Genomic DNA, 11344 nt, shown 5'->3' with positions numbered 1-11344 from the left:
TCGGACCGGCCTTTCGGGGTCGGTCCGTCTGCTTTGTCAGGGACTACATGGGGGATCCAGAGGCATGATCCGTATGAAGGCACGGGCACCCACCGCGCGGGGAGCCGTACTGCCCATGGTGTGGGGTGGTATGGCCGTCGGCTACCGGTTCGGCTGCCCGCTCGCGCAGCAGGACGGGCTCGGTGCGCGCATCGTCACCAGCGCCGTCTTCCTCGCCGTCGGGACCGGGCTCATCGTCCATGTCCGGCGCACCCTGCTGCGGGAACTGCGGCAGGCCCGCCGGGTCGCGCGGGCGGCGCAGAGTGTCGTCCTGCGTCCGCCGCCCCCGCGCCTCGACGGGCTGAACGTCGCCGCCGCCCAGCTGTCCGCCGACCGGGGCGCCTGTGTCGGCGGGGATCTGTACGAGGCGGTCGCCACCGAGCACGGGGTGCGCGTGGTGATGGGCGACGTGCGGGGCCACGGGCTGGCCGCCCTCGGTACCGTCGCCGCCGTCCTCGGCAGCTTCCGCGAGGCGGCCCACGACGAGCCCGAACTCGGCCGTGTACTGCGCCGGTTGGACCGCGCCCTCGCCCGTCATCTGCGCGAGCGGGCCCGCGCCGGACACCCGGTCGCGGAGGAGTTCGTCACCCTGCTGCTCCTGGAGATCGGCCGGGACGGCGACGTGCGCGCCCTCAACTGCGGCCACCCCTGGCCGTATCGGATCAGCGGCACGAGCGTCGAGCAGTTGACGCGCGTCGACCCGTTGCCTCCGCTGGGCCTGTTCCCGCTGCCGGCGGAGCTGGAACCGCATGCCTGCGGTCGCCTGTTCCCGGACGACTCCCTGGTCCTCTTCACGGACGGTGCGGAGGACGCCCGGGACGCCCGGGGGCGGTTCTTCTCGCTGCCCACCGTGCTGCGGGAGGCCGTACGCGATCACCCGGTGTCCCCTCAGGCGGTGCTGCGTTCGGTGTTCAGGGCGCTCCTGCACCACACGGCGGGGCGGCCGACGGACGACATCGCCCTGCTGGTCCTGCGCAACGACCGAAGGCGGGGCACGCTTCCCCGGCCGGGGGCGGTCGACCCGGCCAAGCCACCGCTGTTCGAGGGGGAGCCGGTGGCTTGGCCGGGACCTCAGTCAACCGGTAGATCACGCTGAGCAACACCGCGTGCACGGTGCGGATGCATGCGTTCCGTTCACACCCCGTGTGAAACCGAACACACTACGCTGAACGGCACCAGGCCACTCGGGGGTCATCCATGCAGCCCAACACTCTGCTCGACGCGATCCTGGACGAGGCGGGGATCTCGCACGCCGGGCTCGCCGCCCACGTCAACCAGGCAGGGCGCAGACGCGGCCTCGTGCTCCGGTACGAACACACCGCCGTGGCGCGCTGGTTGAAGGGCCAGCGGCCACGCGGTCAGGTGCCCGACCTGATCTGCGAGGTGCTGGCCGGGCGGCTCCAGCGGCCGGTGACCCTCGACGACATCGGCCTCGGGGTGCCGGGCGAGCCGAGCACCCCGCACGCCGGGTCGCTGTCCGGGTTCGTGGAGCGGGCGACCGCCCTGTGGCGCTCGGACGAACAGCAGCGGCCCCATGTGCTGGGCGCCCCCGCCGTCACCGGGACCCCGGCGGTCATGCCGGTGTGGGAGTGGGAGAACCCGCCCGAGGACGTCGACGTCTCCCGGGGCGGCCGGCACCGGGTGACCACGGCCGACATCGAGATGCTGCGGGCCGCGCGGACCCACTACGAGCAGATGTACCGCAAGGCCGGCGGTATCGCGACCCGCACCCGGATCGTCGGCTTCCTCAACGCCGAGGCGGCGCCGCTCCTGCGCGGCAGCTACACCGACGCCACGGGGCGCCAACTGCACCGGGCCACGGGCGGTCTGGTGGCCGTCACCGGGATCTGCGCGTACGACTCCGACGCACACGGCCTCGCCCAGCGGTACTTCCATCAGGCGCTCAGACTCGCGAAGGCCAGCGGAGACAGGGGACTTGGGGCGTATGTGATAGCCCTGCTGGTCAACCAGTCGCTGTTCATGCGGGAGTACCGGCAGGCGGTCGCCTTCGCGGAGTCGGCGCTGCGGGCCGCCGGCAAGCACATCACCCCGGCGCTCGCCTCCGACCTGTACGCGATGCAGGCGAAGGCGTACGCCCATCTCGGCGACGCCGGCAGCGCGTTGGCGTGCATCCGGCGCGCGGAGACGGCCGCCGACCGGATCCGGCGCGGGTACGAGCCCGACGAGACCGGCTATGTGCAGCCGGGGCTGGTCAACGTGCAGGTGGCCGAGGCGCTCCTCAGTCTCGGTGAACTCGCCGCCGCGCGTGAGCACGCGGTGGCGGCCGTCGGCAATCCGGCCCACGACCGGGGAAGGGTGCACCGGCTCGCCATGCTCTGCACGATCGAACTGCGCCAGGGCCAGGCCGACAAGGCGGTGGCCACGGCGGTGCAGATGGCCGAGCAGGCGCGCGGAATGGAGTCCCAGCGCCTGCGCGACAGACTGCGTGCGGTACGCGAGCACCTGGTGAGATGCGGCTCGGCCGGCACCGCCGAGGCCGCCGAACTCATCGACGGGGCACTGCGCGTACCGCTGTAGGCCCTCCACAGGCCCTCTGTGGGTACCTCGTCCCTGCTGCGATATTGCCACTTACTCATCGAAAGGTGGCAGATCCGTGCAGTGGACGAAACAGAACGAGCAGACTGTGTATGCAAATCGCTGGTTCAGCGTCAATCTCGCTGATGTCGAGCTGCCGGACGGCCGGCATCTCGACCACTTCCTGATCCGGCTGCGGCCCGTGGCCGTGGCCACGGTCGTCAACGAGTCCAACGAGGTGCTGCTGCTGTGGCGGCACCGCTTCATCACCGACAGCTGGGGCTGGGAACTGCCCGCGGGTGTCGTCGAGGACGGCGAGGACATCGCCATAGCGGCTGCCAGAGAACTGGAGGAGGAGACCGGCTGGCGGCCGGGACCGCTGCACCACCTCATGACCGTGGAGCCGTCCAACGGCCTCTCCGACGCCCGGCACCACATCTACTGGTCCGACCGGGGCGAGTACGTCGGACACCCCGTGGACGACTTCGAGTCGGACCGGCGCGAATGGGTGCCGCTCAAACTCGTCCCCGACCTGATCGCCCGTGGGGAGGTCCCGGCCGCCAACATGGCGGCCGCGTTACTGCTGCTGCATCACCTCAGGCTCGCCGACGGCTAGCGGGCCAGCGCCTGCCAGACGGTCACGACGAGGGCGCCCAGTGCGGTGAGCGCGGCGAGCGAGGGCAGGGGCCAGCGGGCGTGCTCCAGCGAAGCGAGCCGGGTGTTCAGGTCGTCCAGTTCCTTGGCCGTCTCCTTGGTGCGATGGGTGAGCAGGTTCAGTCCTCCCTCGACCTGTGCGTAGGCAACATCGAGGCGACGACGTAACTCTGCGAGTTCTCCTTGGACCACGGGATGCTCTTGATCGGTGGCCACGAGTCCACTCCTTTGCGTAGTCGAAGATGCCGTTCCGCATCCCTGTGCATGCGCTGATGAGTGAACTCGCCTGGTGAGCGCGTGGGGAGAGTGTGCGAAGGGCATATGCGTGCCCGGTGTGCACACGGAGTGTGAAACGCATGGGCCCGGCACCCATCCCGGTGCCGGGCCCATGAACGTCGCAGGCAGTAATCAGCCGTAGGTGTAGAAGCCCGAGCCGGTCTTCCGCCCCAGCCGGCCCGCCTCGACCATGCGCTGCAGCAGCGGGGGAGCGGCGTACAGCGGCTCCTTGTACTCGGCGTACATCGAGCCCGCGATCGAGACGATGGTGTCGAGACCGATCAGGTCGGACAGCCGCAGCGGGCCCATCGGGTGCGCGCAGCCCATCTCCATGCCGTTGTCGATGTCCTCGCGGCTCGCGATGCCCGACTCGAACATCCGGATCGCGGACAGCAGATAGGGCACGAGCAGCGCGTTGACCACGAAGCCGGAGCGGTCCTGGGCCCGGATGGCGTGCTTGCCGAGCACCTTCTCGGCGAAGAGCTGGGCGCGGCTGAGCGTGCCCTCCGAGGTGGTCAGCGCCGGGATCAGCTCGACCAGCTTCTGCACCGGGGCCGGGTTGAAGAAGTGGATGCCGACCACGTGGTCCGGGCGGGAGGTGGCGACCGCCAGCTTCACCAGCGGGATCGAGGAGGTGTTGGAGGCGAGGATCGCGTCCGGGCGGGTCACCACCTGGTCGAGCACCTGGAAGATCTCCGTCTTCACCTGCTCGCTCTCCACCACGGCCTCGATCACCAGGTCGCGGTCGGCGAACTCGCCGAGGTCCGTGGTGAAGCTCAGGCGCGCCTGGGTGTCGTCCCGCTCCTGCTCGCTGATCTTGCCGCGCTCGGCCGCCTTGGCCAGGGAGTTGAACAGCCGGGTGCGGCCGATCTCCAGGGCCTCGCCCGTCGTCTCGGCGACCTTCACGTCCAGTCCGGCGCGGGCGCACACCTCGGCGATGCCCGCGCCCATCTGGCCGCAGCCCACGACTCCGACGCGTGCGATGTCTCCCGCTGGGATGCCCGTCACATCGACCCTTTCGCTGATCTACGGCACTCGCAGGACCCCCGGGTTTCGGTGCCTGCTCCGATCGTGCACGTTACCGCCAAGTATCGATGATCGATCGCCCGGGTGGGAGCATCCTGGAGCGCGGGACGATCCGTGACGCCACGGATCCGGAGCGTATGGGGGTGTGCGGATGGGGCACGTGTCACGCCGGGCCTTCGCCCTGGCGACGCTGTCGACCCTGGCCACGGCGCCCGGCGCGGCCGCTCTGCCGCGCGCCGGGAGCCATGGGTGCCGGCCGCGCGGGAGCGCCGAGATGCGCGGTGTGTGGCTCGCGACCGTCGCCAACCGGGACTGGCCCTCACGGCCCGGTCTGCCGGCCGCCGTGCAGCGCAGGGAGCTGATCGCGTATCTCGACAAGGCGGCCCGGGACCGGCTCAACACCGTGATGTTCCAGGTGCGGCCCACCGCCGACGCCCTGTGGCCGTCGCCGTACGAGCCCTGGTCCGCGTGGCTCACGGGCACCCAGGGGCGCGATCCCGGCTGGGACCCGCTGGGCACGGCGGTGCGCGAGGCCCACGCCCGGGGGCTGGAGCTGCACGCCTGGTGCAACCCGTACCGGATCGCGCTCGACACCGGCCTGGACCGGCTCGCCCCCTCCCACCCGGCCCGCCGGCACCCCGACTGGGTGGTGGCCTACGGCGGCCGGCTCTACTACAACCCCGGTCTGCCCGAGGTCCGGGTCTTCGTCCGGCGGGCGATGCTCGACGCGGTCGCGAAGTACCCGGTCGACGCCGTCCACTTCGACGACTACTTCTACCCGTACCCGGTCGCGGGTCAGCCCTTCGACGACGACGCGGCCTTCGACCGCTACGGCGGCGCCTTCGGCAGCCGGGCCGAGTGGCGGCGGGACAACATCAACCGGCTGGTGCGGGAGACGGCCGCCGGCATCAACCGGGTGCGGCCCGGCACCCGGTTCGGCATCAGCCCCTTCGGGGTGTGGCGCAACGCCTCGACCGACCCCCGTGGCTCGGACACCCGGGCGGGCACGCAGACGTACGACGACCTGTACGCGGACACCCGCCGATGGGTCCGCGAGCACTGGATCGACCACGTCGTCCCGCAGATCTACTGGAACATCGGCTTTGCCGCCGCCGACTACGCGAAGCTGGTCGACTGGTGGGCGTCGGTCGCCGAGGGCTCCGGCACCCGGCTCTACATCGGCGAGGCCCTCTACAAGGCCGGCGCCGCCGGACAGCCCGCGGCCTGGCAGGATCCCGCCGAGCTGTCCCGGCACCTCACGCTCGCCGCACGCCACCCGCAGGTCCGCGGGCATGTGTTCTTCGCCGCCGAGGACATGGCGGACGACCCGATCGGCGCGATGGCGCGCGTGGTCGCCGATCACTACGGGCGATCGGCGAAACCACCGCGGTGACTCACTGCTGTCGCGCGTTCTTCTTGTGCTTGACCTGGCAGTCCGGTCCCGGCGACATGATCGCCTCGTGTCCGTCCGGGAACCGGACGCGATAGGGCGGCTCGCCCTTCTCGCCCATGACTTCGACGACCTCGGACTCCTGGTCGTGCTGGCCGACCACTCTGCCGTGCTGGACCAGTTTGTCGCCCTTGGAAGCACGCATGTCGGGCCCTCCTCACGCTCACGACCGCTGGGTGACGGCGATGCACACGAGCACGGCGACAGCGGTCAGGGGAGCGGCGGCCGTGAAGTGCTCGCCCAGCAGCAGCGCCGACCACACCAGTGTGAGCAGCGGCTGGGCCAACTGCAACTGGCTGGCCCGCGGGATGCCGATGAGTGCCATGCCGCGGTACCAGACGACCAGGCCGAGGAACTGCGAGCCCAGCGCCACCCACAGCAGGCCGGCGATCCCGTGCCAGGTGAGGTGCACGGGCTCGTACGCCAGCGCCACCGCGGCGGCCGGGACGGTCAGCGGCGCGCACAGCACCAGCGCCCATCCGATGACCTGCCAGCCCGGCATCACCCGGGCCAGCCGCCCGCCCTCGGTGTATCCCGCCGCGCACACCAGCAGGGCTCCGAAGAGGTAGCCGTCGGCGACGGTGAGCGAGCCGCCGCTCTGGGCGAGGGTGAAGGCGACCACGGCCGCGGCGCCCGCGAGTGCGGCGAGCCAGAAGCGGCGCGAGGGACGGCTGCCCGTGCGCAGCACCGAGAACACGGCGGTGGTCAGCGGCAGCAGCCCCACCACGACGGCGGCGTGCGCGGTGGTGGAGGTCTGCAGGGCGAGCGTGGTCAGCAGCGGGAAGCCCAGCACGACACCGGCGGCGACGACGGCGAGCCCGGGCAGCTGCCGCCGCTGCGGCAGACGTACGCGCAGAGCCAGCAGACAGCCGCCCGCGACGATTGCCGCGAGGACGCACCGAGCGGCCACCAGCGACCAGGGGCCGAACCCCTCCAGACCCCAGGCGGTGGCCGGGAAGGTGAGGGAGAAGGCCGCGACGCCGAGGAAGGCCAGGGCGGTGCCGACGCCACCCCGCTCCTGCGGGGCGGCCACCGCTATCGAGGTGGAGGTAGTAGCGCTACTCTGTGTCTTCATGGACCAGCGTAGCAGTGTCGCCGAATTGGCAGAAGCGCTTCGACGGGACCTCGACCGCTACTCTCCGGGTGGAAAGCTCCCGTCGAGCCGGGCCCTGGTCGAGCGGTTCCGGGTGAGCCCGGTGACCGTCTCGCGGGCCCTCGCCCAGCTCGCCGCCGAGGGCCTGGTGGTCACCCGGCCCGGCGCCGGTGCCTTCCGCGCCCGGCCCCGCGCGGCCGGGACCCGGGCCGGGGACACCTCCTGGCAGGAGGTCGCGCTGAGCGCCGACAACGCCCCGGAACTCGTACCGCGCACGGTGGACGCCTCCGGGGTCACGGTCTCGCTGGCCGCCCCGCCGCCCGGCGTGCTGGAGTTCAACGGCGGCTATCTGCACCCCTCCCTCCAGCCGGAGCGCGCCATGGCGGCGGCCCTGGCACGGGCCGGGCGCCGGCCGGGCGCCTGGGGGCGCCCGCCGCTGGAGGGGCTGCCGGAGCTGCGGGAGTGGTTCGCGCGCGGCATCGGCGGGGCGGTCACCGCGGCCGAGGTGCTGATCGCGGCCGGCGGCCAGTCCGCGCTGGCTACCGCCCTGCGCGCGCTCGCCCCGCCCGGCGCCCCCGTCCTCGTGGAGTCACCGACCTACCCCGGCATGCTGGCCCTCGCCCGCGCCGCCGGACTGCGCCCGGTCCCGGTGCCGGTCGACCCCGACGGCGTACGGCCCGAACTGCTCGCGGACGCCTTCCGGGCCAGCGGCGCCCGGGTGTTCGTCTGCCAGCCCCTGTTCCAGAACCCGACCGGCGCCGTGCTCGCCCCCGAGCGCCGCGCCGAGGTGCTGCGCATCGCCCGTGAGGCAGGCGCGTTCGTCGTCGAGGACGACTTCGTCCGGCGCCTCGTGCACGCCGACGCGGGGCCCCTGCCCCGCCCGCTGGCCGCCGACGACCCGGACGGTGTCGTCGTGCACGTCGGTTCGTTGACCAAGGCGACCTCGCCCAGCTTCCGGGTCAGCGCCCTGGCCGCGCACGGGCCCGTGCTGGAGCGGCTGCGCGCCATCCAGGTCGTGGACAGCTTCTTCGTGCCCCGGCCGCTCCAGGAGGCGGCCCTGGAACTCGTGGGCTCCCCGGCCTGGCCCCGCCATCTGCGGTTCATCTCCGCCGAGTTGAAGGAGCGCCGCGACGCGATGACCGCCGAGCTGGCCCGGCGGCTGCCCGAACTCGCCCTGCCGCACATTCCGTCCGGCGGCTACCACCTCTGGCTGCGCCTGCCCGACGGCTCCGGGGGAGAGTCCGCCCTCACCGCGGCCGCCCTGCGCGCGGGCGTCGCCCTCACCCCCGGCCGCCCGTACTTCAGCGCCGAACCCCCCGCCGCCCACCTCCGGTTGAGCTTCGCGGCGGTCGCGGGCACCGGGGAGATCACGGAGGGAGTACGACGGCTGCGGGCGGCGTGCGACGAGGTGTTCTGACGAGGAGCTCTAGGGCAGGGGCACCAGGCCGCAGGTGAACTCCAGCTGCTCGAACAGCTGCGGGGTCAGCCGGACCCCGGTGATGCGCTCGGCGAGTGCGAAGGCGGCCTCGGTGTGCCGGCGGAAGTCCCGGTCGTCCCCCTCGCGCAGGTCGAAGCCGGCCTGCTCCATCTCCTTGAGCAGCTCGTCGGGGTGGCTGCCGTCGCGCTGGGTGGGGAAGAGCGGCTCGAAGTGCACACGCAGGTCCCCGTCCTGCCACCAGGAGAAGTGGTCCACCGCGTTGACGTTGCGGAAGTGCGAGACCACCGTGCGGCCGGGGTGGACCGGGAGCATCACGTCCGTGCCCCCGACGAAGCCGTTGTACTCGACCATCAGCGTCCAGTCGCCGACGGCCGCGACACCGACCAGCAGCTTCTCGTCCTCGTACTCGTCCCACGCGTCGTACGACGGCTCGGCCAGGCCGGCCACACCGGTCACCTGCCCGTCCGGCTCCGCCCCCAGCTCCCGGAGCAGCCGCTCGGGCGTCATGTCCTCGACCAGCGTGAGGCAGTAGGCCTCCAGGAGGCTCTGGTACCGCTCCCTGAGCCAGCCGTGGTCCGCGGCCGTCGTGATCCCGTTCATGGGCGAAAATCATGCCAGCCGTCACGGACGACTCTGCGATGATCCCCCGATGAGCGACACTCCCGACCTCCCCGACGGCTACGAGTTCTCGGCCGACACCGCCCGCGTCGACGTCGACCGCGTCCACCGGTGGCTGTCGACCGACGCCTACTGGGCGGTCGGCCGCCCCCGCGAGAAGCACGAGCAGGCGATGGCGGGTTCGCTGAACTTCGGCGTGTACGAGCGGACTTCGGGGGAGCAGGTGGCGTACGCGCGCGTGGTCACCGATCAGGCGCTGTTCGCGTGGCTCGCCGATGTGTACGTCGACCCGTCGGTGCGCGGCAAGGGCGTCGGCACGGCGTTGGTCTGCCGCATCCGCGACCACCTCAAGCCGTACGGGCTGCGACGCATGCTGCTCGCCACGGAGGACGCCCACGGGGTCTACGAGAAGGCGGGCTTCCGGCCGCTGGAGCACCCCGACAGGTGGATGCTCCACTCCCTCGGGTGAGGATGCGCGGGGCGAGGTTCCCGTGAAGAAGTCCGGCGTGAGCATCCACACAGTCGTCGTAACTCACAGGGAACACCCCTTGACCCGTTCTCCCTGGCGGCACACCATCACCGCATGCCACTGAGGGTGACGTTCGTCGCCGCCGCGCGCAGCGCCCCGCTGCTCGCGGAGCGGTTCGACGACGACCGGCCGCTGGACCGGTCCGGCTGGGACGAGGTGCAGCGCGCCGCCGGGGAGCTGCTGCCCCTGGCCGGCGCCGAGCTGCGCTACTGCTCGCCGACCCTGCGCAGCCGGGCCACCGGCGACGCGCTCGGGTACACGCCGCTGGTCCAGCCGGCCCTGCGGGACTGCGACATGGGCCGCTGGCGCGGGCTGACCCTGGGCGAGGCGATGGCCCGCGAACCGGCGGCGGTGGACGCCTGGCTCGCCGATCCGCGTGCCACCCCGCACGGCGGGGAGTCCCTGCTGGCCTTCATCTCCCGCGTCGGCGGCTGGCTCGACACCCGGCCGGCGCAGGACGGCGGCCGGATCGTCGCCGTCGCCGAACCCGGCGTCGTCCGCGCGGCCCTGGTGTACGCCCTGAAGGCGCCGCCCGCGAGCTACTGGAACATCGACGTGCGCCCGCTGTCCACGACCACCGTCACCGGCCGCGCGGGCCGCTGGAACCTCCGCTTCGACGGCGTCGCCGCTCAGCCCTCTCGCGCGTAGTCGGTGGTCAGCTCCAGGTCCTTCGTGGGGCCGCCGACCCGCCACACCGTGCGCCAGTGGTCGGCGTCCCGCACGGTGAACTCGCCCCGGTAGAGGTCGGCCGCGCACGGGTGGTCGGCGACGAACCGCCCCGTCGTGAGGTCCAGTTCGTGGAAGGGGCGCCCGTCGGCGAAGCGCACGTCCGCCGTGCCCGGCGCCGCCCCCGGCAGGAAGCGCAGCGTCCGGGTCGCCGGCCGGGTCGTGCCCTGCCAGGTGAAGTCCCCGGACTCCTCGTGCAGCAGCCCGCCGTCGCCGTCCGGTGCGCTGAAGACGGTCACCCCGGAGAAGTACCCCACGGCACCGCTCGTCAGATCCCGCACGCTCCGCTCGACGCGCCAGCGCCCGGCCAGATGGGCCAGCACGTCGGCGACCGGCCAGTACCGCTGCCACACATCCATGCGCCGAGCTTACGGCCGGCGACGCCCACGCCATTGACGTGTTCACACCCCTGCCCCTGTCCCTCGGACACCTCGTCCAGAACCGGTCCTTCGGGTACTCCACCGACGACAACGCGTCGTACACCCCGGTGACCGCCTGGGCGGTCACCGGCAGCGCGCGGGTCGCCGACGACTCCGGCCGGCTGAACGACCGCAACCGCGACAACACCGGCATCGCGGTCCGGGACGGCGCGACGTACGACTTCTCGGTGTGGGCCCGCGCCGGCACCGGCACCGCGCTCACCGTCCGCCTCCAGGACGCGGGCGGCCCCCTCGCGACCGCCCGGCGGGTCCGGGTGCAGCACGGCCGGCCGCTTCCCCGGCGGCTGTCCGGTCGACACCGGCTCCATGCGGGACTGCAGCGCGGCCTCCGGGTACCGGCGCGAGCGCGCCTACCAGCGGAAGGACACCGTCGGCCCGGTCGAGCAGCGCGCCACCAACGCCGACTTCCGGGGCTACAAGCAGACCGCTTCGCCGAGGGCATCGGCGCCATGCCGCTGCCCGTCGCACCGGCCCTGGTGACCGGCTGCGGCCAGAACGACGACCACTACGACTCCTACGA

The 11344-nt window shown here is 72.5% G+C and carries 13 protein-coding genes and 1 pseudogene; 8 read left to right on the top strand and 6 right to left on the bottom strand.

Features of this window, described 5'->3' with window-relative positions; translation table 11 throughout:
• Nucleotides 1–64: 64 nt before the first annotated feature.
• From BIV25_RS40550 to BIV25_RS40540, 3 genes are all read left to right on the top strand, one after another.
• Nucleotides 65–1135, top strand: coding sequence for a PP2C family protein-serine/threonine phosphatase (locus BIV25_RS40550; RefSeq protein ID WP_071377575.1), 1071 nt, complete (start codon nt 65–67; stop codon nt 1133–1135).
• 101 nt (nt 1136–1236) lie between these two features.
• The gene (locus BIV25_RS40545) at nt 1237–2577 is read left to right on the top strand and encodes a transcriptional regulator (RefSeq protein ID WP_071377574.1); all 1341 of its coding nucleotides are present in this window, start codon (nt 1237–1239) and stop codon (nt 2575–2577) included.
• A gap of 76 nt (nt 2578–2653) precedes the next feature.
• Nucleotides 2654–3190: an NUDIX hydrolase gene (locus BIV25_RS40540; RefSeq protein ID WP_071377573.1), complete on the top strand. Its 537-nt coding sequence runs from the start codon at nt 2654–2656 to the stop codon at nt 3188–3190.
• On the opposite strand, the gene BIV25_RS40535 is transcribed toward BIV25_RS40540, so the two are convergent.
• Nucleotides 3187–3444, bottom strand: a complete 258-nt coding sequence (locus BIV25_RS40535) for a hypothetical protein (protein WP_071377572.1) — start codon at nt 3442–3444, stop codon at nt 3187–3189. The two genes, BIV25_RS40540 and BIV25_RS40535, sit on opposite strands and share 4 nt — an antisense overlap.
• A 192-nt stretch (nt 3445–3636) precedes the next feature.
• Nucleotides 3637–4512, bottom strand: coding sequence for a 3-hydroxybutyryl-CoA dehydrogenase (locus tag BIV25_RS40530; RefSeq protein WP_079177201.1), 876 nt, complete (start codon nt 4510–4512; stop codon nt 3637–3639).
• Between the two features lie 169 nt (nt 4513–4681).
• On the opposite strand from BIV25_RS40530, the gene BIV25_RS40525 reads away from it, so the two are divergent.
• Nucleotides 4682–5923 (top strand): glycoside hydrolase family 10 protein, encoded by a 1242-nt coding sequence (locus BIV25_RS40525; protein WP_177235599.1) that lies wholly within the window; start codon nt 4682–4684, stop codon nt 5921–5923.
• A gap of 1 nt (nt 5924) precedes the next feature.
• On the opposite strand, the gene BIV25_RS40520 is transcribed toward BIV25_RS40525, so the two are convergent.
• Together BIV25_RS40520 and BIV25_RS40515 are read right to left on the bottom strand one after the other, a co-directional pair.
• The gene (locus BIV25_RS40520) at nt 5925–6125 is read right to left on the bottom strand and encodes a DUF1918 domain-containing protein (RefSeq protein WP_071377569.1); all 201 of its coding nucleotides are present in this window, start codon (nt 6123–6125) and stop codon (nt 5925–5927) included.
• A gap of 18 nt (nt 6126–6143) precedes the next feature.
• Nucleotides 6144–7055 (bottom strand): DMT family transporter, encoded by a 912-nt coding sequence (locus tag BIV25_RS40515; protein ID WP_079177200.1) that lies wholly within the window; start codon nt 7053–7055, stop codon nt 6144–6146.
• Between BIV25_RS40515 and BIV25_RS40510 the strand changes: the two genes are divergently transcribed.
• Entirely contained in the window at nt 7054–8490 is a 1437-nt protein-coding gene (locus BIV25_RS40510; protein WP_071377568.1) for a PLP-dependent aminotransferase family protein, read from the top strand. The two genes, BIV25_RS40515 and BIV25_RS40510, sit on opposite strands and share 2 nt — an antisense overlap.
• Before the next feature lie 9 nt (nt 8491–8499).
• Here the strand turns inward: BIV25_RS40510 and BIV25_RS40505 are convergent, their stop codons facing one another.
• Entirely contained in the window at nt 8500–9111 is a 612-nt protein-coding gene (locus BIV25_RS40505; RefSeq protein ID WP_071377567.1) for a DUF6461 domain-containing protein, read from the bottom strand.
• 49 nt (nt 9112–9160) lie between these two features.
• Between BIV25_RS40505 and BIV25_RS40500 the strand changes: the two genes are divergently transcribed.
• Together BIV25_RS40500 and BIV25_RS40495 are read left to right on the top strand one after the other, a co-directional pair.
• Nucleotides 9161–9598, top strand: a complete 438-nt coding sequence (locus BIV25_RS40500) for a GNAT family N-acetyltransferase (RefSeq protein WP_071377566.1) — start codon at nt 9161–9163, stop codon at nt 9596–9598.
• Nucleotides 9599–9712: 114 nt separating this feature from the next.
• Nucleotides 9713–10306: a histidine phosphatase family protein gene (locus tag BIV25_RS40495; RefSeq protein WP_071377565.1), complete on the top strand. Its 594-nt coding sequence runs from the start codon at nt 9713–9715 to the stop codon at nt 10304–10306.
• Here the strand turns inward: BIV25_RS40495 and BIV25_RS40490 are convergent.
• Nucleotides 10288–10743 (bottom strand): DUF6314 family protein, encoded by a 456-nt coding sequence (locus tag BIV25_RS40490; protein WP_071377564.1) that lies wholly within the window; start codon nt 10741–10743, stop codon nt 10288–10290. The two genes, BIV25_RS40495 and BIV25_RS40490, sit on opposite strands and share 19 nt — an antisense overlap.
• A 71-nt stretch (nt 10744–10814) precedes the next feature.
• Between BIV25_RS40490 and BIV25_RS54795 the strand changes: the two are divergent.
• Nucleotides 10815–11321 (top strand): annotated as a pseudogene (locus tag BIV25_RS54795) (alpha-N-arabinofuranosidase); the annotation flags it as partial.
• Nucleotides 11322–11344 lie beyond the last annotated feature (23 nt).

This window comes from Streptomyces sp. MUSC 14 (assembly GCF_001866675.1).
Taxonomy (GTDB): domain Bacteria; phylum Actinomycetota; class Actinomycetes; order Streptomycetales; family Streptomycetaceae; genus Streptomyces.
This window is presented reverse-complemented; position numbering and strand designations above follow the sequence as displayed.